General features: G+C 69.4%; 28 protein-coding genes and 1 pseudogene. 17 read left to right on the top strand and 12 right to left on the bottom strand.

The window, feature by feature from the left end:
* The first annotated feature begins 308 nt into the window (after nucleotides 1-308).
* Complete coding sequence (locus CRYAR_RS40465; protein ID WP_035858777.1) at nucleotides 309-1,151, top strand: helix-turn-helix domain-containing protein; 843 nt, start codon at nucleotides 309-311, stop codon at nucleotides 1,149-1,151.
* A gap of 23 nt (nucleotides 1,152-1,174) precedes the next feature.
* A complete protein-coding gene (locus CRYAR_RS50475) occupies nucleotides 1,175-1,381 on the top strand; it encodes a DUF397 domain-containing protein (protein ID WP_035858774.1) in 207 nt (68 codons plus the stop codon).
* Nucleotides 1,382-1,507: 126 nt separating this feature from the next.
* Here CRYAR_RS50475 and CRYAR_RS40455 read toward each other — a convergent pair whose 3' ends face one another.
* On the bottom strand, nucleotides 1,508-2,257 hold the full coding sequence (locus tag CRYAR_RS40455; protein ID WP_157018471.1) for a hypothetical protein: 750 nt from the start codon (nucleotides 2,255-2,257) through the stop codon (nucleotides 1,508-1,510).
* Between the two features lie 72 nt (nucleotides 2,258-2,329).
* Complete coding sequence (locus CRYAR_RS40450; RefSeq protein ID WP_035858768.1) at nucleotides 2,330-2,773, bottom strand: MarR family winged helix-turn-helix transcriptional regulator; 444 nt, start codon at nucleotides 2,771-2,773, stop codon at nucleotides 2,330-2,332.
* A gap of 72 nt (nucleotides 2,774-2,845) precedes the next feature.
* On the opposite strand from CRYAR_RS40450, the gene CRYAR_RS40445 reads away from it, so the two are divergent.
* On the top strand, nucleotides 2,846-3,220 hold the full coding sequence (locus CRYAR_RS40445; protein WP_035858765.1) for a cupin domain-containing protein: 375 nt from the start codon (nucleotides 2,846-2,848) through the stop codon (nucleotides 3,218-3,220).
* 7 nt (nucleotides 3,221-3,227) lie between these two features.
* On the opposite strand, the gene CRYAR_RS44360 is transcribed toward CRYAR_RS40445, so the two are convergent.
* Nucleotides 3,228-3,815: a hypothetical protein gene (locus CRYAR_RS44360; RefSeq protein ID WP_157018469.1), complete on the bottom strand. Its 588-nt coding sequence runs from the start codon at nucleotides 3,813-3,815 to the stop codon at nucleotides 3,228-3,230.
* Nucleotides 3,816-3,964: 149 nt separating this feature from the next.
* Between CRYAR_RS44360 and CRYAR_RS40435 the strand changes: the two genes are divergently transcribed.
* Entirely contained in the window at nucleotides 3,965-4,390 is a 426-nt protein-coding gene (locus CRYAR_RS40435) for an OsmC family peroxiredoxin (protein WP_035858762.1), read from the top strand.
* A 123-nt stretch (nucleotides 4,391-4,513) separates the two neighbouring features.
* Nucleotides 4,514-4,828: an STAS domain-containing protein gene (locus CRYAR_RS40430; RefSeq protein ID WP_035858759.1), complete on the top strand. Its 315-nt coding sequence runs from the start codon at nucleotides 4,514-4,516 to the stop codon at nucleotides 4,826-4,828.
* A gap of 67 nt (nucleotides 4,829-4,895) precedes the next feature.
* On the opposite strand, the gene CRYAR_RS40425 is transcribed toward CRYAR_RS40430, so the two are convergent.
* The 5 genes from CRYAR_RS40425 to CRYAR_RS40405 form a co-directional block, all read right to left on the bottom strand.
* A complete protein-coding gene (locus CRYAR_RS40425) occupies nucleotides 4,896-5,444 on the bottom strand; it encodes a GAF domain-containing protein (protein ID WP_051571671.1) in 549 nt (182 codons plus the stop codon).
* Entirely contained in the window at nucleotides 5,441-5,752 is a 312-nt protein-coding gene (locus CRYAR_RS40420; RefSeq protein ID WP_035858756.1) for a hypothetical protein, read from the bottom strand. Before CRYAR_RS40420 ends, CRYAR_RS40425 begins: the two co-directional genes overlap by 4 nt.
* A 99-nt stretch (nucleotides 5,753-5,851) precedes the next feature.
* Nucleotides 5,852-6,304: a response regulator gene (locus CRYAR_RS40415; RefSeq protein ID WP_035858753.1), complete on the bottom strand. Its 453-nt coding sequence runs from the start codon at nucleotides 6,302-6,304 to the stop codon at nucleotides 5,852-5,854.
* A 112-nt stretch (nucleotides 6,305-6,416) separates the two neighbouring features.
* Entirely contained in the window at nucleotides 6,417-8,087 is a 1,671-nt protein-coding gene (locus CRYAR_RS40410; protein WP_084701604.1) for a PAS domain-containing sensor histidine kinase, read from the bottom strand.
* 62 nt (nucleotides 8,088-8,149) lie between these two features.
* A complete protein-coding gene (locus CRYAR_RS40405; protein ID WP_211247880.1) occupies nucleotides 8,150-9,559 on the bottom strand; it encodes a sensor domain-containing phosphodiesterase in 1,410 nt (469 codons plus the stop codon).
* 165 nt (nucleotides 9,560-9,724) lie between these two features.
* Here CRYAR_RS40405 and lpdA point away from each other — a divergent pair, with 165 nt between their 5' ends.
* Nucleotides 9,725-11,125 (top strand): dihydrolipoyl dehydrogenase, encoded by a 1,401-nt coding sequence (lpdA, locus tag CRYAR_RS40400; RefSeq protein WP_035858738.1) that lies wholly within the window; start codon nucleotides 9,725-9,727, stop codon nucleotides 11,123-11,125.
* Between the two features lie 111 nt (nucleotides 11,126-11,236).
* On the opposite strand, the gene CRYAR_RS40395 is transcribed toward lpdA, so the two are convergent.
* Nucleotides 11,237-11,689: an anthrone oxygenase family protein gene (locus CRYAR_RS40395; RefSeq protein WP_035858735.1), complete on the bottom strand. Its 453-nt coding sequence runs from the start codon at nucleotides 11,687-11,689 to the stop codon at nucleotides 11,237-11,239.
* Nucleotides 11,690-11,735: 46 nt separating this feature from the next.
* On the opposite strand from CRYAR_RS40395, the pseudogene CRYAR_RS51140 reads away from it, so the two are divergent.
* From CRYAR_RS51140 to purB, 4 genes and pseudogenes are all read left to right on the top strand, one after another.
* Nucleotides 11,736-11,918: pseudogene (locus CRYAR_RS51140) on the top strand (TetR/AcrR family transcriptional regulator); the annotation flags it as partial.
* A gap of 566 nt (nucleotides 11,919-12,484) precedes the next feature.
* Nucleotides 12,485-13,801 (top strand): MFS transporter, encoded by a 1,317-nt coding sequence (locus CRYAR_RS40385; RefSeq protein ID WP_035858732.1) that lies wholly within the window; start codon nucleotides 12,485-12,487, stop codon nucleotides 13,799-13,801.
* A 46-nt stretch (nucleotides 13,802-13,847) separates the two neighbouring features.
* Nucleotides 13,848-14,774: a zinc-binding dehydrogenase gene (locus CRYAR_RS40380; protein WP_035858730.1), complete on the top strand. Its 927-nt coding sequence runs from the start codon at nucleotides 13,848-13,850 to the stop codon at nucleotides 14,772-14,774.
* Nucleotides 14,775-14,788: 14 nt separating this feature from the next.
* The gene (purB, locus tag CRYAR_RS40375) at nucleotides 14,789-16,207 is read left to right on the top strand and encodes an adenylosuccinate lyase (RefSeq protein WP_035858727.1); all 1,419 of its coding nucleotides are present in this window, start codon (nucleotides 14,789-14,791) and stop codon (nucleotides 16,205-16,207) included.
* 8 nt (nucleotides 16,208-16,215) lie between these two features.
* On the opposite strand, the gene CRYAR_RS40370 is transcribed toward purB, so the two are convergent.
* Both CRYAR_RS40370 and CRYAR_RS40365 read right to left on the bottom strand, forming a co-directional pair.
* Nucleotides 16,216-16,434 carry a hypothetical protein gene (locus tag CRYAR_RS40370; protein ID WP_035858724.1) on the bottom strand — a complete coding sequence of 73 codons (219 nt, stop codon included), beginning with the start codon at nucleotides 16,432-16,434 and terminating at the stop codon, nucleotides 16,216-16,218.
* A gap of 101 nt (nucleotides 16,435-16,535) precedes the next feature.
* Nucleotides 16,536-16,769, bottom strand: a complete 234-nt coding sequence (locus CRYAR_RS40365) for a hypothetical protein (RefSeq protein ID WP_035858721.1) — start codon at nucleotides 16,767-16,769, stop codon at nucleotides 16,536-16,538.
* Between the two features lie 382 nt (nucleotides 16,770-17,151).
* Between CRYAR_RS40365 and CRYAR_RS40360 the strand changes: the two genes are divergently transcribed.
* From CRYAR_RS40360 to CRYAR_RS40330, 7 genes are all read left to right on the top strand, one after another.
* Entirely contained in the window at nucleotides 17,152-17,385 is a 234-nt protein-coding gene (locus tag CRYAR_RS40360) for a hypothetical protein (RefSeq protein ID WP_035858718.1), read from the top strand.
* Nucleotides 17,386-17,510: 125 nt separating this feature from the next.
* Nucleotides 17,511-18,350 (top strand): helix-turn-helix domain-containing protein, encoded by an 840-nt coding sequence (locus CRYAR_RS40355; protein WP_035858715.1) that lies wholly within the window; start codon nucleotides 17,511-17,513, stop codon nucleotides 18,348-18,350.
* A 130-nt stretch (nucleotides 18,351-18,480) separates the two neighbouring features.
* A complete protein-coding gene (locus CRYAR_RS44355) occupies nucleotides 18,481-20,235 on the top strand; it encodes a branched-chain amino acid ABC transporter substrate-binding protein (protein WP_084701598.1) in 1,755 nt (584 codons plus the stop codon).
* A 140-nt stretch (nucleotides 20,236-20,375) separates the two neighbouring features.
* Complete coding sequence (locus tag CRYAR_RS40345; protein ID WP_157018467.1) at nucleotides 20,376-20,825, top strand: hypothetical protein; 450 nt, start codon at nucleotides 20,376-20,378, stop codon at nucleotides 20,823-20,825.
* Between the two features lie 164 nt (nucleotides 20,826-20,989).
* Nucleotides 20,990-21,454, top strand: coding sequence for a hypothetical protein (locus tag CRYAR_RS40340; RefSeq protein WP_157018465.1), 465 nt, complete (start codon nucleotides 20,990-20,992; stop codon nucleotides 21,452-21,454).
* Between the two features lie 140 nt (nucleotides 21,455-21,594).
* The gene (locus CRYAR_RS40335) at nucleotides 21,595-22,041 is read left to right on the top strand and encodes a hypothetical protein (protein ID WP_157018463.1); all 447 of its coding nucleotides are present in this window, start codon (nucleotides 21,595-21,597) and stop codon (nucleotides 22,039-22,041) included.
* A gap of 103 nt (nucleotides 22,042-22,144) precedes the next feature.
* The gene (locus CRYAR_RS40330) at nucleotides 22,145-22,492 is read left to right on the top strand and encodes a hypothetical protein (RefSeq protein WP_169745156.1); all 348 of its coding nucleotides are present in this window, start codon (nucleotides 22,145-22,147) and stop codon (nucleotides 22,490-22,492) included.
* 59 nt (nucleotides 22,493-22,551) lie between these two features.
* On the opposite strand, the gene CRYAR_RS40325 is transcribed toward CRYAR_RS40330, so the two are convergent.
* The gene (locus tag CRYAR_RS40325; RefSeq protein WP_035858707.1) at nucleotides 22,552-23,178 is read right to left on the bottom strand and encodes an NAD(P)-dependent oxidoreductase; all 627 of its coding nucleotides are present in this window, start codon (nucleotides 23,176-23,178) and stop codon (nucleotides 22,552-22,554) included.
* Nucleotides 23,179-23,247: the final 69 nt, after the last annotated feature.

Below are 23,247 nucleotides of genomic sequence, written 5' to 3'. Positions count from 1 at the left end.
CCGGCGCCGGGGTGAGAATCCCACCGCGACACGGTGGAACGTCATGATCGTCCGTATGGGACGCCGTTAGGCAGCCGACAACGTTCGTGGCCATTCGGTCTCTCCGGGTCTCGAAGTGCTGGGCACGCGTCATCGCCTGAGCTGTGCACATGCGATGACACCTCGGCGGTCCCGGTAGACGCCGTGGGTCACATGCTGACGACCTCTGTCTCGATAGTGCATCCGTGTCCCCTGCAATGCAACTCCCACTTCGGCGTGGTGCGGTATCGAGGCTGGTGTGCCAGTTCGCGTAATGCCACACTTCCGCCGTGTCAGGAAGCCCCACGGTTCGCCGCCGTCGCATCGCCAGAGAACTCCGCCACCTCCGTGAGAAGGCGGGGATGACGCTCGAACAAGCCGCCCGCCAGCTCGACATGTCCCGGAGCAACCTCTCCCGGATCGAGACTGCCCAAATCGGAATCAAGCCTCGTGACGTCCGGGCTGCGCTGGCCCTTTACGGCGTCACGGGCGAGGACTCCGAACCACTCATCGAGATCGCGCGTGGTGCACAGCAGCGAGGATGGTGGCAGAACTACGGCGACGTGCTGCCGGCGTGGTTCGAGTTCTACGTCGGCCTGGAGGCCGAAGCGGTGAGGGTCAGCACGTACGAGGCCGAGGCCGTCCCCGGCCTACTGCAGACGGAGGCCTACGCCCGCGAGGCGTTCCGGGCCACGGCCGGCGACGACGACGTCGATCGCAAGGTCGCGGCTCGCCTCCGCCGCCAGGACCTGCTGCGCGGCGAGTCGCCCGCCGAGTTTTCAGTCGTCCTCAACGAGGCTGTTCTGTTGCGGCCGTTCGGCGGCGTGACGGTGATGTGTGAGCAACTTGAGTACATAGTCGAGCTATCGGCGCTACCGAATGTAACTATCCAAGTTTTGCCATTCTCTGTCGGTGGGCACCCCGCGATGACGACACCCTATGTCATCCTTAGTTTCCCGGATCCTGACGACAATTCTGTCGTCTACCTGGATAACCTCACTGTGGGTATCGCTCTGGAGGAACCGGACCAGGTGGAGGGGTATACCCTCGTGCACCAAAAGCTAGTTGGCATAGCGCTCACACCGGAGCAATCCGTACAACGGATACGCGATGCCGCTGGTGACATGTCGTAGTCGGCAGGAAGCTGAGGCAAAATATGGCAAGCATCGATCTCACTTACGCTCCGTGGCGCAAGAGCAAGGCGAGCACGGGCAACGGCAACTGCGTCGAGGTTGCACTGATGACCTCTGTCGTTGCAGTGCGTGACACCAAGGACCGTGGCGGACCAGCGCTGGTGCTGCCCGCCGCCGGTTGGAGCAACTTCATCGCGGGCGCCAAGTCCGGCGAGTTCAACCTGGCCTGAAACACCACACACCCATCCACCTGGGCTCCCTACGCGGGAACTGAGGCCGGCCGGTCAAGCCGCGGCCGGCCTTCGTAGCGGGGCGGTGTTCGACCAGCCGGGTAGCGCTGGTCGATACTCCGCCCGTCAGTTCGCCGGCTGGATCACGAGGTTGCGCAGCGCTGCGCTTCCACCCCAAGCGCTGAATCGCACCGCGCCGCATCCACCGGCGACCGGAACCGCTTCGCCGGTCATCAGCTGCCCGTCGAACCACACCTCGGCCTTCGAGTCACGGAGGTCGACGCGGATGCTCGGCTCAGCGGACGTGCTGGTCAGAGATCCCAACGTCGTACCGTCGGCGCCCACGAGGCGGGCCTGCTGGTCTCCCGGCGTGTACAGGACGGACAGGGCGGGTTGCGCCGCCGGATCGGATCCGGCTCGGATGCCGAGCATGAGGCCGGACGGGGTGTTCCGGGCCACCGGCACCGCCTCTGTGGTGTCCGGCGTCGCCCCGGCTTCCGGCGCGGTCTCCGTCGGGTCGATTCGAACCACGGTGTCGAGCCGGCCGTCGCAGAACCGGGCGTCGGAGATGTAGGCACCGGCCGGGTAGGTGGCCGACGCCACCGTGGCCGGAGGTCGCACATTCAGCCCGCTCTGCGGGTCGCCGCTGACCACGGCGCCACCGAAGGGCTGCGCGGTCGTCGGCCGCAGTGCGACCGGGGTCTGCTGGTCGTCGGAGCGCGGGTTCGTCAGGTCGTGGGCCCGTAAGCCCACCATCAACGCGAGCAGCATGACGATGCCCGCGACGATGGCCCCCATCCGGGCGGGCGCGCCGGGGCGAGTTCCGCGCAGGCTGAGCAGGACCAGCAGACAGATGGCAACGGCGACCCCTGCCACCAGGATTTGGTCCGACTTGCTCAAGGGCTCCACAGGGAGATCAGTGCCCGCTCGGCGGGTGCTGTTAACGCCTCACCAGACGGCGGGACGCAGCCGCCCGGGCCGGACGACCCGGCGCAGATCGTTCGTGAGCTCGGACACCCGGTCCGGCCCCAGGACGTCGATCCAGGACCGGACCGCTTCGATGGCGGCCTCGTCGGCCGCGCGGGTGCAGGCCCAGCCCCGCTCGGTGAGGACGACGACCTTCGCGCGGGCGTCGCCGGGGTGCGGGTGGCGCTCGACGTAGCCCTTGCCGACCAGCTCCTCGACCAGTTGGCTCGCGGCCTGCTTGGTGACGCCCAGGTGCTCGGCGATCTGGCTGATCGTCGCGCCGTCCGGGGCGAGCCGGGCGAAGACGAAACCGTGGGTGGGGCGAAGGTCGCCGAAGCCGCGCCGGGACGTGCCCTCGTGGATCGCCTCGACCAGCGTGCTGGCCGCGCCGAGCAGCAGCGCCGAGAGCGCAATTTCGTCCGCCATGGAATCAGATTGACATACTCGTCAGTCTGCTTGACTATTTAGTCAATCTACTTGACTAAATAGGGATGCGAGATGCCGATCATGGATGCCGCTTCGGCGGAGCAGTACGAGGTGCACGGAAGCCGCTTCACGTCGTACGTGCGGCCGTCGACCGGGAGTGCCCAGCTGTGCGCGTGGCGCCTCGACGTGCCGGCCGGTACGTCGGGGGTGCCGCACCGGCCGAGCCGGGAGGAGGTGCTTGCCGTACTGGCCGGCTCGGCCCGGGTGACGCTCGACGGTGAGACGCGCGTGGCGTCGGCGGGGGACGTCATCCTGGTGCCGGCCGGGGCCGAGTTCCAGGTCGACGTCGTCGGCGACGAGCCCTTGCGGGCCTGGGTCACGACGACGGTCGGGCTGACCGCTCAGCTGTCCGACGGCACCACGATGACGCCTCCCTGGGTGGCCTAGGGCCGGTTCACCGCCCCTGGCGCCGGGTCACGATCAGTCGGCCGCGGGTGTTGCCCCAGGCCGAGCGCCAGGCGGCGGCCAGGCGGGCCCGGTCGGCCTGGTCGACCTTGATGCAGCCGAGCGTCCGGTAATGGCGGAACGGCGCCCCGGGGACGCCGCTGGAATGGATGAACAGGTCGTTGCGCACGGTCTTGCGGTTGCGGCAGACCCGGTCGGAGATCCGCCAGACGTCACCGCGCACGGCCGGGTTGCCGGCTCGGTAGTTGGGCCAGAACCGCACCGTGTACCGCCCGACCGGCAGCACGCCCCGGTTCTTCGCGCACTCGTCGAGCGTTCCCTGTCCGCTGCCCGCGCGCACGGTGACGAACCGGCGGGCGTGGTCGAACCGCGACGAGTAGTACAGCGTCAGTCGGCTGTTCTGCGGGACCCGGACGTTGATGACGTAGTGGAACTGGGGCATGGTCCGTGCCTGATGGCGGTCATGAACTCCGGCGATCTGGGTACCTGCTGCAGCGGGTGCCGCGGTCAGGCCCAGAGTGCCCACCACGGTCACCACGGTCACCGCGGCGGCCACGACGGTCCGAATCGTTCTCAACCCGATCTCCTTTTCTCGCGCGCACGATTAGCGCGTGAGAAAACAGGACACACCCGGGCGAATAGATCTTTCGGAGCGGGTCGCCGTTCTCGATATGTCGACACGGTACGTTCACCGAAGACCCTTACTACGCGATTTGGGAGACGGACATGGCACTGACCAGCACCGCGACCGCGCACTGGGAAGGAAGCCTCTTCGAGGGCAAGGGGTCGGTGAACCTCGACTCCTCGGGCCTCGGCTCCTTCGACGTCAACTGGAAGGCCCGCTCGGAAGGCGCGGCGTCGACCACCACTCCGGAGGAGCTTCTCGGCGCGGCGCACGCGGCCTGCTTCTCGATGGCGTTCTCGAACGGGCTGGCCCAGAAGGGCACGCCGCCGACCGCGTTGAACACGACGGCGGACGTGACGTTCCAGCCCGGCACCGGCATCACCGGCATCAAGCTGACCGTCCGTGGCGAGGTGCCGGGCATCTCCGCCGAGGACTTCGCGGCGGCCGCCGCCGACGCCAAGGCCGGCTGCCCGGTGAGCAAGGCGCTCGCCGGTGTCGAGATCACGCTCGACGCCGCGCTCGCCTGAGTCGTCGCGGAGGCCTTGGGGACGCCCCGGGGCCTCAAGCGGCAAAACTCGGGTGAACTGGACGTGAGTCGAGGTCGTTATCCGGGTAGCCCTTCGAGTGCCACCTGGTGAGGGAGGGCAGCCATGGAACGGCCGCCAACGCACTTCGACGTCGGGAAGTCCGACGACAGCACGGTCATCGGCGTCGTCGGTGACCTCGACTCGGACTCGGCGCCCCAGCTGCGGACGATGCTCGCCAAAGAGTTCGACGCGGGCCGGAACGTGATCGTGGACCTGACCGGGTGCCCGTTCCTCGACTCGGTCGGCATCGGAGTGCTCGTCTACGGCTGGAAGGCCGCCGACACCGAAGGGGCGCGGTTCCACCTGCGCAACGTCGGGCGGTACGCGCAGCGCGTCCTCGACCTGGTGGGGCTGAGCGACCTGATCCCGGTCGCCTGACCAGAACGCCGACCGGCGCCGGACCTCGACGAGGTCCGGCGCCGGCGTCGTGCGGGTGGCAGGTGGCTCAGTCGAGGTTGAAGAACGACGGCCGGTACTCGGTGGAGTACCGGCTCGGGTGCTGTTCGAACGCGACGACCACGTCGGCCGCGGCGGCCTGAAGCTCGGCGATCTCGTCCTCGCTGAAGACGTGCGGCGCGGTGTCGATCACGCAGTGGGACCCGAGCACCTGGCCGGACGAGGTGATCAGCGGCGCACCGGCGTAGGCGCGGACACCGTCGAGCTCGACGACCGGGTTCGTGCACTGCATCGGGTCCCGGCTGGCGTCGGTGACGATGTACGGCTCGCCGGCGAGCACGGTCTGCGCGCAGAACGACCACTCGGCCGGCCCGCCCGGCCCGCCGCGCATCCAGCCGTCGACGCCGTGCGCGCCGGCGATCAGCGTCGCGTTGTCGAGCACCAGCGTGGTGAGCGCGGTCGGCATGTGCAGGTGCATCGCGGTGCGCATGGCGATCGCGTCCAGCTGCTGCTTGAGGTGCGGATCGTCGACGTCGTAGCGGGCCAGGGCCTCGAGGCGCTCGCGGCCGGCCAGGCGGTGGTGCAGCAGGGTGCTCATGCGGGGCTCCCGATCAGTTCCCGGTCGGTGGCGATCGCGTCGAAGGCCGCTACCCGGATCTCCAGCGAGCGGCCGCACAGCGCGGTGATCGGATCGCTCGACTTCATCGCGTCGATGACACGGTCGAGCGCATCCGGGTCGGTTTCACGCCCGGAGAGCCCGGTCTCGTTGAGGATCTGGGTCCAGATGCGGTCGGTGATCTCGGCGTAGATCTCGGCCAAGGCCAGGTGGGCCTCGTCGAGGTCCGGTCTGGGCAGGCCGTACGGCCCGGACGACGCGCCGGGCGGGGGGTGCGGGAGATCGATCATTGTCGTCCATCCTCACGTTCCGCCACCGTGAGACAACTGGCGGTTACGAGAATGATCACCCATTTTTCCGATTTCGCCAACCTCGGGCGATTCGAGCGGTCAGCGACGGCGGCCCGGGAGCTGGGCGGTGTTGCCGTAGAACGACTCGATCTGCACGACCACACCCTCGAACTCGGCGAAGTCGACGGGCTTGGTGACGTACGCGTTCGCGTGCAGGTCGTACGAGCGCAGGATGTCCTCGTCGGCGGCCGACGTCGTCAGCACCACCACCGGGATGCTGGCCAGCTCGTCGTCTTCCTTCAGCTCCTCGAGCACCTCGCGCCCGCCCTTGCGGGGCATGTTCAGGTCGAGCAGCACGAGGTGCGGCCGCGGGGCGTCCTTGTGCTCGCCTTCGCGGCGGAGGAACTGCATCGCGACGACGCCGTCCGGAACCACGTGCAAGGTGCTGCCGAGCCCGTGGGTCTCGAGCGCTTCCTCGATGATCATCACGTCGCCCGCGTCGTCGTCGACGATCAGGACTTCGAACGGAGTGGGGGGCGAGAACTCTGCCATCGAGGGCCTCCTACGGGCAGCGGGCAGCAGTCGGTAAAGACGTCCCGCGCGCTGCTGGACGGGAGACTGGCGCTCATCGTACGGGCCGGTAGGACTCCCGACGATACGGCGGTCAACCGCCCTGGAACCGGCCTCCGGCCGCTCCGGCGACGGGCAGCGTGACGACGATCGTCGTGCCCGGGTGGCCGTGCCGCGCCTTGATCGTGCCGCCGTGCCGGAGCGTGATCGCCCGCGCCAGCGGCAGGCCCAGACCGGTGCCGGCGAGCCCGCGCTCCGTCCCGGTCGTCGAGCGGAAGAACCGCTCGAACAGCCGGGGTCGCTCGGCCTCCGGAATACCGATGCCCGCATCGGTGACCGTGAGTTCGGCCCGGTCGCCGTCCCGCTCGAGCCGTACCCGGACGTCGCCCCCGTCGGGGGAGTACTTCACCGCGTTGGAGAGCAACTGGTCGATCAGCTGCCGCAGCCGCGTCGGGTCGCCGCGGACCGGCAGCACCCGCGGAGCGTCCACCTCGATCTTGACGTCGTTGGGTTCGGCCGTCGGCCGGGCCGCGGACACCGCCGTGGTCACCAGCTCGGCGAGATCGACGGGCGCCAGGTCGAGCGGGAGGTCGCCGGACTCGAGGCCGGCCAGGTCGAGCAGGTCGACGACGATTCGGCGCAGCGCGTGGGCGTTGCGGTCGACCGCGGTCAGCAGCGTCCGGTTGTCGCCGGTGATGCCGTCCTCGTCGGCGAGCACCAGCTCGGTGTGCGAGACGATCGACGTCAGCGGCGTCCGCAGTTCGTGCCCGACGAGCGCGAGGAAGTCGTCCCTGGTCCGGGTGAGCTCGAGCGCGAGCTCGTCCGCTCTTCGCCGCACCAGGAACTGACCGACGTGCGCGGCGACCCCGCTCAGCAGCGCGAGCAGAGATTCCTCGGGCTCCTCGACGCAGGAGCCGAAGAACACCAGGACGCCGATGAACTGTTCCGGCGTACGGATCGGGACGCCGATCGCCGACCGGAGCCCGTACCGGCCGGCGGTGGCGACCAAGCGGGCCTGGCCGCTCGTCGTGACGTCGGAGTACCAGCACGGCACCCCGCTCGCCCAGACCTCGCCGGGCAGCCCGGAGCCGCGGGCGAGCCGCTCGGGCCGGGGATCGGAGGGCTGGTGGCCCGGCGCCACCCAGCGGGCCGCCGGGTACAGGGTCTCGTCGGCCTCGTCGGTCAGCCAGAGCTCGCCGTAGGGCCAGGACAGGCGGGTGCCGACCGCGGCCAGCGCGCCTGCCCCCGCCTCGGCCAGAGTGGCCTCGGTGACGAGCGCTGCGGAGACCGCGAGCTCGCAGTCGGCGAAGCGCAGGGCCAACCGGCGCTCGGTGACGTCGTGCAGGGCCAGCAGCGCGCCGGCCACCCGGCCGTCCGGGCCGTACACCGGCCCACCGTGGGCGCGGTAGGTGCGTGGACGCCGGCCGTCCGGCCCCAGGTGCAGTTCCTCGTCCCGGATCCGTTCGCCGCGCAGCGCCCGGCTCAGCGGCAGCTGGGCGCGCACCACCCGGGAGCCGTCGGGGTTGCGCAGACAACTGGTGATGCGGCTGAGCTCGGCTCCCACCCGCAGCTGACCGGTCGGGTTCTCCCAGCTCGCCGCATCGCCGGAGTCGCAGGCCCGCGCCATCGCCCGGTTGAACAGCAGAATTCGTCCGCCGGAATCGCACAGCACGACGGCGGTTTCCAGGGATTCGACAAGCGCGCGAAAGAACGGGAGGACCTGATCGGCCGAGATGAGGGCGGAAGACGTAGAAGGCTGCGCCATCTCGCGGACATTAATCCAGAAACGGTGTAATTCTCGTCCCTACCCAGGGACGTGCATAGCCTTCACCGGTGGTGGTCCGTAGCCACCGGAGCCACCCAGCGCAGCAGCGCACGGGCGGCCTTCAGCACCAGCGAACGCTCGTAGGTGAGCACGTAGTCGAAGCGGCGCTCACCGTCCGGGCCGGTGTCACCGAGGTCCCGGGCGACGAGCGCGCCGGCGAAGTGCGGCCCCACGACGACGACGTTCCACTCGTTGCGGAGCGGGTCGCTCGCCTTGAGCGCCGCTCCACGCACACCGGGCGCGGGCTCGCTCGACACGCCCTCGCCGAGCGCGGCCACCAACCCGGCCGACGCCGCCAGCTTCGCGAACCGCTTGCGCGTCGCCGGGGTCAGGTAGCGGTCGTGCTGGAAGCAGCCGAGGACGACCGGGGGCTCCTCGCTGTCCAGGCCCTTCGTCTCCAGGTAGCGGCTGATCGTCAGCAGGGACTCCTTGTCCCCGCGGCGGGCCGGCCTGCACCCGGCGAGGATCTCGAACGGCGTGCCGGTCGGCTCCTCCACGACCCGGCGGTAGAGCCGCTCCGGCGGCAGCGACGCGGCCCGCTCGGCCGGCAGCGGCGCCGGTCGGCCGGTGAGCCAGCCCTGGACGATCGACGCGCCCATCGTGCGTGCGGTCGCCAGGTGCTGCGCGGTCTCCACGCCCTCGGCGAGGATCGCGGCGCCGGAGCGCTCCGCCTGCGCGATCACGCTGTTGACGACCCGCGCGGTGGCCAGGTCGTTGGGGCGTCGCACGAGGTGCATGTCGAGCTTGATGACGTCCGGGTCGAGCAGTGGCATCAGCGCGAGCGAGGCCGGGATCGCGCCGACGTCGTCGAGCGCGATGCCGCAGCCGGCGGCGCGCAGCGTCGAGGCCGCGGTGAGCAGCCCGGCCGGGTCGGCGGCGATCGACCGCTCGGTCATCTCGACGACCAGGTGCAGCCGACGCTCGGCCTCCCGGATCGCCGGCAGCAGGTCCTCCGGGCACGGCAGCGCGGCCGCGGGCGGCTCGGCGTTGACGAACAGCGCCGTGGACCGGTCGAGGCCGGCGGCGATCGCGGCGCGGCCGATCCGGGCCCGGCAGGCCCAGTCGAGCTCGGCGAGCCGACCGGCCTCACCGGCTGCTTCGAACAGCGCGGTCGGTGACTCCCACGGGGTGCCCGCCGGGCCGCGGCTCAGCGCCTCGTATCCGACCAGGGCCCGGTCGTGGGCGCGGACCAGCGGCTGGAACACCGGAAAGATCGCGCGGGCGTCGAGTACCGCGTCGATGTTCGGGAACCGACTCGAGGCACGGTCGGCGCGGCCGGGACGGGGCGCGCCGACCGCGCCCCCGCGGGCCTGGGCGGCGATCGATCCGGGGCGCGGCACGACGCGGACGGCACCGGCGCCGGTGGGCAGGGCCTTGGCCGCCGGACGGTACGGAGTGCGGGTGTCGGTCACGACAGTGTGATCGGTTCGTGGTGGTGTCCGCCGAGTCGCTCGCGGGTGCGGTTACGTTGCGGGGCCATCGGTCTATCGGGAATGATTTTCACGTTTGCCGCGTTGGCGGTAACTGGCTGCCAGGCGCCTGACCTTCGGCGCGGGATCCGGAATAGGGTGGAAAGCGTGAGCACACACTTCGATGTCGTGGTACTGGGTGCCGGCCCGGGTGGATACGTCGCCGCGATCCGAGCCGCGCAGCTCGGCAAAAAAGTGGCGATCATCGAGAAGCAGTACTGGGGTGGGGTGTGCCTCAACGTGGGCTGCATCCCGTCCAAGGCGCTGCTGCGGAACGCCGAACTGGCCTACATCTTCCAGAAGGAGGCCAAGCAGTTCGGCATCACCGTCGACGGCACGGTCTCGGTGGACTTCAAGCCCGCGTTCGACCGGAGCCGCAAGGTGGCCGACGGTCGCGTCAAGGGCGTCCACTTCCTGATGAAGAAGAACAAGATCCAGCAGTTCCAGGGCTGGGGAACGTTCACCGACGCGAACACGATCGAGGTCGCGCTCAACGACGGCGGTAGCGAGACCGTCACGTTCGACAACGCGATCATCGCTTCCGGCGCCACCACCCGGTTGCTGCCGGGCACTTCTTTGTCGGAGCGGGTCGTTACGTACGAGGAGCAGATCCTCACCGACAACCTGCCCGAGAGCATCGTCATCGCCGGTGCGGGCGCGATCGGTGTCGAGTTCGCGTACGTCATGAAGAACTACGGCGTCGACGTGACGATCGTCGAGTTCCTCGACCGGCTGGTGCCGCTGGAGGACCCGGAGGTCTCCGCCGAGCTGGCGAAGCGCTACAAGAAGCTCGGCATCAAGGTGCTCACCTCGACCCGGGTGGAGTCGATCGACGACTCCGGTTCTTCGGTGCGGGTCACGGTCTCCAAGGACGGCCAGGAGCAGGTGCTGGAGACCGACAAGGTGCTCCAGGCGATCGGCTTCGCGCCGCGCACCGAGGGCTTCGGCCTGGACAAGACCGGCGTGCAGCTCACCGAGCGCGGCGCGATCGACATCGACGAGTACTGCCGGACGAACGTCCCGCACATCTTCGCGATCGGTGACGGCACCGCCAAGCTGATGCTCGCGCACGCCGCCGAGGCCATGGGCATCATCGCGGCCGAGACGATCGCCGGCGCCGAGACGCAGACGCTCGACTACGTGATGATCCCGCGGGCGACGTACTGCCAGCCGCAGATCGCCAGCTTCGGCTACACCGAGGAGCAGGCGCGCGAGAAGGGCTACGACGTCCAGGTCGCGAAGTTCCCGTTCACCGCGAACGCCAAGGCGCACGGCCTGGGCGACCCGGGCGGCTTCGTGAAGATCCTGTCCGACGCCAAGTACGGCGAGCTGCTCGGCGCGCACATGATCGGCCCCGACGTCACCGAGCTCCTGCCGGAACTCACGCTGGCACAGCAGTGGGATCTGACCGTGCACGAGGTGGCGCGCAACGTGCACGCGCACCCGACGCTGTCCGAGGCGGTCAAGGAGGCCGTCCACGGCCTCGCCGGGCACATGATCAACTTCTAGGTCCGTAGCGCATCTCCCTGGCGCACTTTCCTTCGACTGGCCGTCGGCCGACGCTCGTGCGAGCGCTCGGCCGGCGGCCAGTCTCCTGTGGTCGAGGGTGCCGGGGTACGCCTAGGCCTGGACCGCGAGCGCGGCCACGAAGCAGACGAACGCGACGATCGCCGCCGCCGATCGGGCCCCGTCGAGGCGTTCCCAGCGCAGCACCGTCGCCCGCCAGTCCGGCGGCGGAGCGTCGGCGCGCCAGTCGACGACCTTCATGTTGATCGGCACGGTGCCGAGGAACGAGATCAGCACGAACGCGACGAGCGCCCCGGTGCCGGCCCACCGCAACGACGCGCCCGGGCCGGCTCCGCCGGCGACCAGGACCGCCACCGCGCACAGCACCGTCGGGAGCATCAGCGCGGGCACCACGATCCGCAAGCTGCGGACCAGCGCGACCCGCGCGCCGATGTGCGACCGGTCGTCCAGGCTACGCAGCGCCGGCTGCACGCCGTACCGCACGATGAACTCCTCGCCGGCCAGGAGCCCGGCGAGGACCAACCCGACGATCTGCAGTGCGACCATGATTTTTACAGTAACAGTATTTTTACCGTCGCTGTAAAGTGACAGCGTGACCGTCGACTGGCAGCCCGGCCTCCGGGAGCAGAAGAAGCGCGCGCTCCGGGCGCGGCTGACCTCGACCGCGACGCGGATGTTCCTCGAGCGCGGCTTCGAGGCGGTCCGCGTCTCTGAGATCGCCGACGCCTGCGGAGTGTCCGAGAAGACCGTCTTCAACTACTTCCCCACCAAGGAAGCGCTGCTGCTCGACCGGTTCGCCGACACGCTCACGGCTCTGCGGGCCGCGCTGTCCGCCGCGGACGCCGGGCCGCTGGACGCCGCGGTCAGCGTGCTCGATGCCGAACTCGGTGCGTTGACCGGCTGGATCGCCGATCATCCCGATCCCGCCGACGCGGTCGAGCAGATCGGCCGGTTCCGTGCGCTCGCGGTGAGCACGCCCGGCCTGCGCGCGTACCGGCACGAGATGGCCGAGCGCCTCACCGACGCGATCGCCGAGCACCTCGGCGGGTCCGCTCCCGAGTCGCGCATCGCGGCGATCGCGGTCGCGGGGCTGTGGCGCGTGCAGGCCGACAGCGTCAGCCGCCACCTGACCGCCCCCGACCTGCACGCCCGGGTCACCGCCGACGTCGCGCGCGCGGCCGCGCTGATCGCTCCGATGATCCGGAGCCGCTGCTCGACATGGACGAGGGCGATCAGCGTGGCCGTTCAGCGCCAGGGTGTTCCGGCCAGTGAAACGCTGGTGTTTTCCCAGGGGGACGACGGGCACGGGAGCGAGCACGCCGCATCCCCGGGAGGTTCGCCGTGCCGAACCGCATCGCCCGTACCGTTCTGGCGCTGTGCTGGATCGTCGTCCTGCTCGAAGGGTTCGACCTGTTCGTCTACAGCACGGTCATCCCCGACCTGCTCGACGATCCGGAATGGCAGCTCACCGCGTCCGAAGCGGGCCGGATCGGTAGCTACGCCACGTTCGGCATGCTGATCGGCTCGCTCACGATCGGCACGCTCACCGACTGGTTCGGCCGCCGCAGGACGATCATGGCCTGCGCCACCTGGTTCTCGGTGCTGATGGCGTTCTGCGCGGTGGCCCCGAACCCCACGGTGTTCAGCGTCGGGCGCTTCCTCGCCGGCCTCGGGCTCGGTGGCCTGATCCCGACCGCGATGCCGCTGGTCATGGAGTACATCGGCGAGCGCCGCCGCGGTGCAGGCGCGACCTGGATGATGACCGGATACCACGTCGGCGGGCTCGTCGTCGCCGCGCTCGCGATCGCCGTGCTGCCCGCGTTCGGGTGGCGTGCGATGTTCTGGGCCGGCGCGATCCCGATCGTCGTCATGCTCCCGCTGCTCTGGCGGTACCTGCCCGAGTCGGTCGACTTCCTGCTCGCGCGCGGACGGGACGACGAGGCCGCGGAGGTGGCCCGGCGCCACGACGTCGATCTCGACGCCGCGAGAAACCGCATCGGCGCCGCCACCCCCGATCGGTCCGCGGCGCTCCGGACGATTTTCGGGCGCGGTTACCTCGCCGCCACGCTGCTGTTCTTCGTCGCCTCGTTCTGTGGGCTGCTCCTGGTCTACGGCTTCGGTACCTGGCTGCCGCAGCTCATGCGCGACTCCGGCTACGGGCTCGGCTCGGCGCTGTCCTTCCTGGTGATCACGAACGTGGGGGCGGTGGCCGGGCTCCTGCTGACCGGACCGATCGCCGATCGGCTCGGCACGAAACGGGCCTCGGCGATCTGGTTCCTCACCGGAGCGGTGTTCGTGGGGCTGATCAGCATCCGGATGCCGTCGGTACTGATCTACCTGGCGGCCGCGCTGGCGGGCTTCTTCCTGTTCACGGCCCAGGTCGTGCTCTACGCGCACGTCGGCTACCACTACCCGTCGGCGACGCACGCGACCGCGCTCGGCTGGATCGCCGGTGTCGGGCGGATCGGCTCGGTGGTCGGGCCGACGCTCGGCGGGGTACTGCTCGACGCCGACGCCGGGGTGTGGAGCTTCTACGTGTTCGCGCTGGCCGGCCTCCTCGGTGCGGTCGCGATGTGGCTGGCACCGCGCGCGCCGCTGGCGCAGGCCACCTCGTGCTGGCCGGTCAGCGACGGCACCGGCTCGCCGAAGCCCGCGTGAACGAGCGCCTTGATCTCAACCGCGGTTGAGGTTGCACGCTGGTCCGATGCGCGCGATCCAGCTGACCCGCTTCGGCGATCCCTCCGTTCTGGTACCCGTCGAGCTGCCCACGCCCGTCCCGGCTCCGGACCAGGCCTTGATCGACGTCGAGGTGGTGAGCATTTCGTTCGTCGAGACGCAGATCCGGGCCGGCCGGCCCCCGGGCCCGTTTCCGCTCCCCGAGCCGCCGTACGTGCCGGGTAACGGCGTCGGCGGGGTGATCAGCGCGGTCGGGCCCGGAGCCGACGAGAACCTGATCGGGCGCCGCGTGTTCAGCACGACCGGCGGAACGGGCGGTTACGCGTCGCAGGCCGCGGTGAACGTCGCGGACATCGTTCCGATCCCGGACGAGCTGTCCACCGCCGACGCCGTCGGCCTGGCCACCGACGGGCGGACCGCAGTGGGGCTGTTCCGGCTCGCCGCACCGGTGGCCGGGGAGTGGGTGCTGGTCGAGGCGGCGGCCGGCGGGCTCGGCAGTCTGCTGGTTCAGCTCGCTCTCGGTGTCGGTGCCCGCGTGATCGGCGCGGTGGGTAGTAGCGCCAAGCTGGGCGTCGTCAACGAGAAGGCCGTGGCCGTCGAGTACGGGAAGCCGGGTTGGGCGGAGCGGGTCCGCGAGCTGTCCGGTGGTCTCGACCTGGTGTTCGACGGCGTGGGCGGGGAGATCGGGGCGGCCGCGGCCGGGGCGCTGAAGCCGGCGGGACGGTTCGTGATCCACGGGGGTGCCGGGGGGCGGATGACCGATCCGCAGACGGTGGCCGGGCGCGTGCTCACGCTGCGCGACGTGCGTGGAACAGTCCCGGAGCTGGCTCGCGCCGCGCTCGAGTCCGGCGTGAAACCCCTCATCGGGTCGACGTTCCCGCTCGAGCGCGCGGCGGACGCACATGCCGCGATCGAGGCGAGGACCACGGTCGGGAAGACGCTGCTGATCGTGTGAGCGAAGATGGGTAGGTGATCCCGAATGTTCTCGCCGCCCGTTACGCCTCGCCCGAGCTGACCCAGATCTGGTCGCCCGAGCACAAGATCGTGCTGGAGCGACAGCTCTGGATCGCGGTGCTCAAGGCGCAGCGCGAGTTGGGCACACCGGTGCCCGACGGTGTCGTCGAGGCGTACGAGGCCGTCGTGGAGAACGTCGACCTGGCGTCGATCGCCGCGCGTGAACGCGTGACCAGGCACGACGTGAAGGCACGCATCGAGGAGTTCTCGGCGCTGGCCGGCCACGAGCACATCCACAAGGGGATGACCTCCCGGGACCTGACCGAGAACGTCGAGCAGCTGCAGGTCCGGGCGTCGCTGGAGCTGATCCGCGACCGGGTGGTGTCGTCGCTGGTGCGGCTCGCGGCCCGGGCGGTCGAGTTTGACGCGCTCGTGCTCACCGGCCGCTCGCACAACGTGCCGGCGCAGGCGACGCTGCTCGGCAAGCGGTTCGCCTCGGCCGCCGAGGAGCAGCTGCTGGCCTACGAGCGGCTCTCCGAGCTGCTGGACCGGTATCCGCTGCGCGGGATCAAGGGGCCGGTCGGTACCGCGGCGGACCAGCTGGACCTGCTGGGCGGTGACCCGCTGAAGCTGGCCGCGTTGGAAGAGGCGGTGGCGCGGCACCTCGGGTTCGCACGCGTGTTCACGAGCGTGGGGCAGGTCTACCCGCGGTCGCTGGACTACGACGCGGTGTCGGCGCTCGTCGTCGCCGCCGCCGGGCCGTCGAGCCTGGCGACGACGATCCGCCTGATGGCGGGCCAGGAACTGGTCACCGAGGGGTTCCAGGCCGGGCAGGTCGGGTCGTCGGCGATGCCGCACAAGATGAACACGCGTTCGTGCGAGCGGGTGAACGGGCTCGCGGTGATCATCCGCGGGTACGCGTCGATGACCGGTGAGCTGGCCGGCAACCAGTGGAACGAGGGGGACGTGTTCTGCAGCGTCGTCCGTCGGGTCGCGCTGCCGGACGCGTTCTTCGCCGCGGACGGCCTGTTCCAGACGTTCCTCACCGTGCTCACCGAGTTCGGCGCGTACCCGGCGGTGGTGCAGCGCGAGCTCGACCGTTACCTGCCCTTCCTCGCGACGACGAAGGTGCTCGTCGCCGCGGTGCAGCGGGGGGTCGGGCGCGAGGTGGCGTACGAGGCGATCAAGGAACACGCGGTCGCGGTGGCGCTGGAGATGCGGGAGAAGGGCATCGAGCGCAACGATCTGCTGGACCGCCTGGCTTCCGACGAGCGGCTGCGGCTGGACTCCGCCACCGTCGCGTCGCTGGTCGCGGACCCGTCGTCGTTCACCGGGGCGGCGTCGGCGCAGGTCGCCGAGGTGGCTCGGCGGGTGGGCGAGGTGGCCGGCCGCCACCCGAAGGCCGCCCTCTACACCCCGGGCGACATCCTGTAGGGGTCGAGCTAGGAGTCGGAGACGGCGTCCAGGGCCCAGCGCATGCGGGGGACGGCGGTCTCGGGGTGGTCGCCGAACTCGGCGGCCAGACGCTGAGCGCACCCGGCGGGGCCGCCGAACCGCTCCAGGCTGGCCTCGATCGCCGCTTCCAGGAGGGCACTCGTGGTGTCCTCGGAGGGCTGCACCGCGCTGACGAACAGCGCTTCGGCCTTGACGGTGAGCGTCATGATCTTCCCCCTGACCGCGCCTCCCCCGAGGCGACACTGCAACCGTGCGATCCCGCAGGAGTGCCGACAGTCGCGCGACGGTTGCTGTTCGGGTGCCGGGTTCAGCCGAGCGCTCGCCCGCGCCCGAACCAGCGGTCCTCCAGGGGCGACGGCGGGCCCTCGGTCGCGGAACGCATCATCTCGACGCCGTTGCGGTAGGCCGCGCACTCCCAGTTCGTGTGACAGATCGGGCACTCGGCTGAGCCGTCCGCCGGCCGGTGGGCGGCCCGCAGCTCGTAGCCGGCGAGCCAGAGTTCCGCGTCACCCGCGTCGGAGGGCGGCAGAGGCAGGCTCACTCCGACGTCCGGCAGCCGCTCGACGGGTGCGGTGGACGTGGCCCCGCTGGCCGCGGACGTCCCGGACGGGGGCGGGTCGTACTGTCACCGTGCGGCCGCGACTGAACGCCGTCCCTGGCTGTGCGTGGCATACGCCCTCCGATCGCCTTCACCGGAGCACTCACGGTGACGGAGTTGGGGGGCGCCGTGCGACATCCTTGGCGTTCGGCACCCATCTTCGAGGATGACGGCTTTCGCCACTGAAGTTCAAGAAATTGCGAGAAATAGCTTCCAAGTACCCCTTGCGGGGTTGGGATTTTCGCCGCGTTTAGCAACCATTTGTGTGCTCAGTGCTGTGCCGCATGGTGCTGAGCCGTCCAGAGTGGACCCGGGGGGATAAATCATGAAGCTGACATTCCGCGGCACCAACAGTTCGTACGGCTCCTGTCCGTCGGTCTACGAGACCGATCGCGGCACGCTCGTGGTGCAGGGCTGGCGGGTCACCGACGCGGAGGCCATCGCCGCGCTGGCCGAGCGGGGGCTGCCCGCGCACGAGACGGCGGTGGAGATTCCGTTGGAGCTGCTCGGGTACTTCCCGGCCGACCACGGTTTGGGGTCTTCTTCGACCCGATCCTGATACGGAAGTGACCCCTGTGGCTGGGATAGACCACTGAGGACAGTGGTGTCGTCCAAGGCGGTGGTCGGTGTCCGAGTGCTCGGACCCCGACCGTTACCCTCGTGCCGGGAGGGAAGACCGGTTCCGTGGCCAAGCCTCATGACGCCTTGCGCGTCTTCGGATTGCAACTGCGCCAAGTGCGCGAAGACGCCGGCCTGACCGGTCGAGCGGTCGCGGACCGCACCGGCTGGCCGCATTCCAAGGTGTCCAAGTTGGAGCGCGGTCAGCAGACCGCGACCGTCTCGGACGTCGATGCCTGGGTGCAGGCAACCGGGGCCGGATCCGACGACGCCGACCGGCTGCAGGGGGCGCTCCGCAAGGCGCGCACCGAGTACACCGAGTGGCGGCAGCGGCTGTCGACCGGCACCCGCGCGCGTCAGCTCCAGCGCCGCGACGCCGAAGCCGAAGCGACGCTGATCCGCGCGTTCGAGCCCGGCGTGCTGCCCGGGCTGCTCCAGACCGCGGATTACGCCCGCGCCGTTTTCCAAGGGCTCGTCAGTACCTACCAAATCTCCGACGACGTGGAGGAGGGCGTGCGGGCGCGACTGAGCCGGCAAGAGCTCCTTCTCCAGCCCGGACGGCGATATCACTTCGTCCTGGCCGAAACGGCGCTTTATTGCCGCATAGCCGATTCGGCGACTATGCGGGCGCAGTTGGAGCGCTTACTCGCAGTGGCCCGAATTCCGGCGGTCGACCTCGCGGTGGTGCCGCTGGGAGCGCGGTGGCCGGTGGGGCCGTTGAACGGATTCTGGATCTTCGACCGTGACTACGCGCTCGTGGAGACGCTGGGCGCCGAGCTGACGCTCCGTGAGCCCGACGAGATCGCGGTGTACGAGCGCATCTTCGAGACGTTCTCCCGACTGGCGGTTCGGGGCTCGGCCGTCTCGGACCTGATACTCGGCGCAACGCGTCGGTACGCAGGGTGACCTCGGCATCCTGCTATTCGGCCGTCATCACCCCGGTCCGTCGCACAAGTAGCTGGCGGTACGTATTCTGGGCGCTTCTCGGGAGAACGAAAGCTTCCGAGTGACTTCAGTGTGACCACGGGGAACGGTGATGACCCAGTATCCGGCCGGCGGCGGCCAACCGAGCGAAGGCGAGCATCCCGGCGGAGAGCCCGGCTGGACGCTCCCACCGGAGCAATCGCCGACCGGGCCACCGATGCCCGGTCAGGCGTCGGGGCCACCGCAGAGCGACTTACCGCCAGCTGGGCAGTACCCGCCCTCGTACGGGCAGCAGCAGTACGCCCAGCCCCAGGAGTACGGCCAGCAGCCTCAGTACGGCCAGCCGCCGCAGTACGGCCAGGAGTACGGGCAGCAGTACTCCCAGCCTCAGGAGTACGGGCAGCCCCAGCAGTACGGGCAGCCTCAGGAGTACGGGCAGCCGCAGCAGTACGGCCAGCCGCAGCAGTACGGCCAGCCCCAGTACGGGCAGCCCCAGCAGTACGGGCAGCCGCAATACGGGCAGCCGCAGCAGTACGGCCAGGAGTACGGCCAGGAGTACGGGCAGCAGCCCCAGGAGTACGGGCAGCAGCAGTACGCGCAGCCGCAGGAGTACGGCCAGTACGACCAGCAGGCTGCTTACGGGCAGGAGTACGCCGCCGGGCCACCCCCGGCCCCGCCGGAGAAGAAGCGCTCGGTCGTCGGCATCGTGCTCGTCGTCGTCCTGGCGTTGGTCGTTGTCGGTGGTGGGGGCGGTGCCGCCTGGTATTTCACGAAGGACGACGGCGGCAAGGCCGACACGGCCACGGCACCGGCGAACGAGAAGAAGGGCTGTGCCAGTGGCACGGTCGCGGTCGTCGGTGACACCGGCGGCTCGTCGGACGACCCCGGTGAGGCCGCGGTGGCGATCACGACGCTCGCGGCCGAGGAGTACAACGCCAAGAATCCCGACTGCACGGTCGCGGTGCGCGAGTTCGACAGCGGTGGCGAGGAAGGCAAGGCGAAGATCCTGGCCGACAAGATCATCAAGGACAAGTCGATCCTGGGTGTGGTCGGGCCGCTGTACTCGAAGGAAGCGATCGCCGCGTCGCCGCTGTTCGACAAGGCCGGTCTGCCGATGGTGAACCCGACGACGTCCACGGTGTCGCTCGGCGAGATGGGCATGAAGTTCTTCCACCGCACGGTGGGTACGGACGGCGACTCCGGCGTCGCGATGGCGAAGTACATCAAGGGCGGCGATCCGGCCGCGAAGGTCTACGTCGTCGACGACGGGACGCAGTACCCGAAGGCGATGGTGGCCACGGCGAAGAAGGAGCTGGGCGACCTGGTCGTCGGCACCTCGACCGTGAAGACGGGCCAGACCGACTTCACGCTGCTTGCCTCGTCGGTCGTGGAGGCCGGCGCCACCGTGGTCGCGTTCGCCGGGTTCGCTCCGGAGGGCGCGGGCATCCGGAACGCGATCACCGCCGCCGGCGGCAAGGACATCGACCTCGTCGGCGGTCCCGGCATGATCGACAGCGCGTACGTCACCGAAACCGTCGACACCGGCCAGGACACGGTGATCGTCTGCGCGTGCACTCCCGGGGCGGGTCTGTCCGACGAGTTCAAGAAGAGGGTCGAGGACAAGACCACCACGCGGCCGAACCTCTACGTCGGCGAGATGTACGACGCGGCGAACGCGCTGATGGCGGCGTTCGCAGCCGGGAACAAGACCCGCGCAGACGTCAACAAGTTCCTCTCGACGTACTCGGCCAAGGGCGTCACGGGGCAGATCGCGTTCGACGAGAAGGGTGAACTCAAGGGCACGCCGCCGGAGTGGTACTTCGTCGTCGGCACCGACGGGTTCCTCGGGAAGAGCCGCATCCAGTAGTGGGGTCTTCTTACCCCTCGTGAGCGTGGAGTCCGTCTGACCGGCGCTGCGCCCCCAGCCGGGGGCGCGGCGCGATTCGTGGGGTAAAGATCCAGTAAACATGACCCCCGAGGCGTCTAGTTGACCCATCAATTAGCGTCATGCGACGAGCGAACACGAAGCGTTCCATCGGGACTACCGGCGTGCTGGCGATCGGGCTGGCCGTGGTGGCCGCACTATGTTGCATCTGGTCGTGGATGGCGTACTCGTACCAGTTCGGGAGCGCGGTCACGGTCAGCATCGGTGACGAATGCCTCGGGAAGTACCAGAGCGGCACGACCGAGACCATCGAGTGCTGGGACGCGAGTTGGCCGGTCGGAGGTAGCGAGCACTCCGGGTCGCTCGTCGACTACCGGCAGGGCGGCGGGGCGTTCGAGTACGACATGATCAAGGCCCGCGCCGTCGGCGACACGGCCCGCACGGAGCCCCCGGCGATCACTTCCGCCGCCGGTCTGGCCGGCCCGCCGCTGCTGGTGGGCGCGGCGATCCTGTTCATCACCCTCGGCATCCGACGGGCTCGACGCGCACCGGAACGCTGGATGTACAGCTGACCCTTTCGCCGATTTAGGGGCATCTCGCGGTGCAGATTTCTGTATAGGCTGATTCGGCACGAGTCCAATGGGGATGCGACGGTTTCACCATTCTCGCGACTCCCTGTCGGGTGACAGTGCCGCGGTCCCTACCTGGACGCAGCTTCCAGCGGAGGGAATCGGAGATGAATCAGCGCGTAGTGGTGGCCGGTCTGGCTATCGGCATCGCGGTCGCCGGCCCGGCGACGGCCGCCTCGGCGCACGCCGTCTCGGCGCACGCTGCCGGGAGCGGCCGAGGGCCGACGATGAACGAGGCGACGGTTCGAAGCGGTGGGTCCGACGTCCGGGTCGTAGTCCGGGGAAACACCCGGATCGTCTGCGTGGAGCACCGGGACGGTCGCGGGCGGAGCGTTCCTGGTACCAGCCTGCAGGTGAGTCAGGTCGGTCGGCAGTCCGTCGTGCTCGTCAGCGCTCCGGGTGTGTCGCGGATGAGCGCTGCCCAGTGCCTGGCCACGGCGCGTCAGGCTCAGGTCCGGGCCCAGCGGCAGGCGGCCGCGGCGAAGGCGAAGGCCAAGGCCCAGGCGACGCAGATGAAGGCCGAGCTGCGGACGGAAATGCAGGACCTGGTCGGTGAATTGCTTCTTCCGTAGCGAGCTTCGTTAGTCGTGAAAGTAACTCCGAAAAATTCGGTTCTGGCCCGATAGTGCCGGGGTTGCGGCGATTCGAACCGAACGATTAACGTTTGCCCCGTTCCGGCGGTGAGCTCCACACGTCGGAGCATCTGTCCCAGGTGGACGTCGACCCCGCATTCGCATTCGGGGTTTCGCTGTTCGTTGAACGGCTCGGATTGCGATTGTTCCGCGTCAACAAAGTTCACGACAAGCGCCGAGGTCCTCAATCAATCCGAAAGGAAACCACGTACATGAACGTGTGGATGAAGCGCACTGCCGGCGTCGTCATGATCTCGGCCGGACTCGTCGCCGCGGGTGCCACCGCCGCTTCGGCCGCGGACAAGCCCGACATCGACAAGGCCCGCCAGTCGATCAAGTTCGAGCAGAACGCGTCGACCACGGCGAACAGCACGAGCACCTTCAACAACGTCAACTACCAGAAGGGCCTCGCGCCGGTGAACGTCACCGCGGGGAACGTCAACTACAGCGAGGCGAACGCCATCACGCTGCAGGAAGGCCCGAAGTTCTTCCGGAGCCCGCTGTCCAACCTGGCCGGCTTCCGCTGATGTTCGGGCGGCTCGAGCGAGCCGCCCGATCAATCGGTCGATCCGCTGACGGAGTGTCGGTACCAATCTCGATGTTCACGATATTCCAGCCCAGCGGTCATCGGTGAAATTGCTGGTTGATCGTTATTCTTCTTGTTGCCAAGAAAGGGAATCTGTGAATACCTGGGTTCGTCGTGGAGCTGGTGTCGCCGTTCTGTCGGCCGGTCTGATGGTGGTGGGCGCGACCGCCGCGCACGCGGATGACGCTCCGGGGAAGTTCGATTACCGGCAGGGTGCGAGTTCCTCGGCCGGCGTCGGGCAGATCTTCAACAACACCAACAACCAGACCGCGGGTCTGGTCGCGATCAACGTGACCGCCGGGAACATTCAGTTCGGGAACGCGAACGCCAGCACCCAGCAGTGGGGTGCGGCCTTCTACCCGAGCAAGCTGCGTGGCCTCTCCGCTCGCTGAGCAGAGCCACACGGGTCCCCGTTCCGCGCCCGGCGGAGCGGGGGCCCGTGTTCGTGTGCTCAGTTGGCCACGGTCACGGTCCGGCCGACGGCTTCAGTGCGGTCGATGAGCGAGAGCAGGCAGTCGGCCACGTCCGCGCGGGCCACCGTGTACCCGCCCCGGACACCGTCGTAGCCGGTCCGGTAGCGGCCGGTGTGGGGCTTGTCGGTCAGCCGCGGTGGCCGGACGATCGTCCAGTCCAGGCCGCTGGTCCGGATCACCTGTTCCATGTTCTCGGTGTCGACGAAGTTCTGGCGCAGGAACAGCCGCACCAGCGGCTTGGCCACCGCTCGCGTCACCAGGTCGTCGTCCTTCTCGGTGTACGCGCCGCTGGCGCTGACGACGAGCACTCGACGCACCCCGGCCTCCGCGGCCGCGGTCACCAGCGAGCGCGCGCCGTCGGCCAGGACCGTCTGCGGTCCGCCGCCGCGATGGCCGAGGCTGGAGACCACCGCGTCCCGCCCGAGCAGCAGGGGAGCCAGGGCGGCGGGATCCAGGACGTCGGTCTCGACGACGTCCAGCTGGGGATGGGCCGCCAGCCGGGACGGATCGCGCACCGCCGCGGTGACCTGGTCCCCGTCGGCCAGCGCCTGGGTGACGACCTGTCGTCCGACGCCTCCGGTCGCGCCGAGCACGGTGATCTTCACGAGGTCTCCCTGAGATGGTTAGTAAGTACTTACCACCCTAGACTGAACGGAAGCACCGTCCGTCGTCAA

Source organism: Cryptosporangium arvum DSM 44712, from assembly GCF_000585375.1.
GTDB lineage: Bacteria > Actinomycetota > Actinomycetes > Mycobacteriales > Cryptosporangiaceae > Cryptosporangium > Cryptosporangium arvum.
This window is presented reverse-complemented; position numbering and strand designations above follow the sequence as displayed.

Excerpts from the sequence above, each read along its gene's own strand:
- CRYAR_RS40425 (WP_051571671.1), bottom strand. The coding sequence starts at position 5,444 with ATGAGCACCCTGCTGCACCACCGCCTGGCCGGCCGCGAGCGCCTCGAG.
- CRYAR_RS40415 (WP_035858753.1), bottom strand. The coding sequence starts at position 6,304 with ATGGCAGAGTTCTCGCCCCCCACTCCGTTCGAAGTCCTGATCGTCGAC.
- CRYAR_RS50475 (WP_035858774.1), top strand. The coding sequence starts at position 1,175 with ATGGCAAGCATCGATCTCACTTACGCTCCGTGGCGCAAGAGCAAGGCG.
- CRYAR_RS40420 (WP_035858756.1), bottom strand. The coding sequence starts at position 5,752 with ATGATCGATCTCCCGCACCCCCCGCCCGGCGCGTCGTCCGGGCCGTAC.
- CRYAR_RS40445 (WP_035858765.1), top strand. The coding sequence starts at position 2,846 with ATGCCGATCATGGATGCCGCTTCGGCGGAGCAGTACGAGGTGCACGGA.
- CRYAR_RS44355 (WP_084701598.1), top strand. The coding sequence starts at position 18,481 with ATGACCCAGTATCCGGCCGGCGGCGGCCAACCGAGCGAAGGCGAGCAT.
- CRYAR_RS40410 (WP_084701604.1), bottom strand. The coding sequence starts at position 8,087 with ATGGCGCAGCCTTCTACGTCTTCCGCCCTCATCTCGGCCGATCAGGTC.
- CRYAR_RS40380 (WP_035858730.1), top strand. The coding sequence starts at position 13,848 with ATGCGCGCGATCCAGCTGACCCGCTTCGGCGATCCCTCCGTTCTGGTA.
- CRYAR_RS40340 (WP_157018465.1), top strand. The coding sequence starts at position 20,990 with ATGAATCAGCGCGTAGTGGTGGCCGGTCTGGCTATCGGCATCGCGGTC.
- CRYAR_RS40370 (WP_035858724.1), bottom strand. The coding sequence starts at position 16,434 with ATGACGCTCACCGTCAAGGCCGAAGCGCTGTTCGTCAGCGCGGTGCAG.
- CRYAR_RS40360 (WP_035858718.1), top strand. The coding sequence starts at position 17,152 with ATGAAGCTGACATTCCGCGGCACCAACAGTTCGTACGGCTCCTGTCCG.
- CRYAR_RS40450 (WP_035858768.1), bottom strand. The coding sequence starts at position 2,773 with ATGGCGGACGAAATTGCGCTCTCGGCGCTGCTGCTCGGCGCGGCCAGC.
- CRYAR_RS40345 (WP_157018467.1), top strand. The coding sequence starts at position 20,376 with ATGCGACGAGCGAACACGAAGCGTTCCATCGGGACTACCGGCGTGCTG.
- CRYAR_RS40430 (WP_035858759.1), top strand. The coding sequence starts at position 4,514 with ATGGAACGGCCGCCAACGCACTTCGACGTCGGGAAGTCCGACGACAGC.
- CRYAR_RS40395 (WP_035858735.1), bottom strand. The coding sequence starts at position 11,689 with ATGGTCGCACTGCAGATCGTCGGGTTGGTCCTCGCCGGGCTCCTGGCC.
- CRYAR_RS40435 (WP_035858762.1), top strand. The coding sequence starts at position 3,965 with ATGGCACTGACCAGCACCGCGACCGCGCACTGGGAAGGAAGCCTCTTC.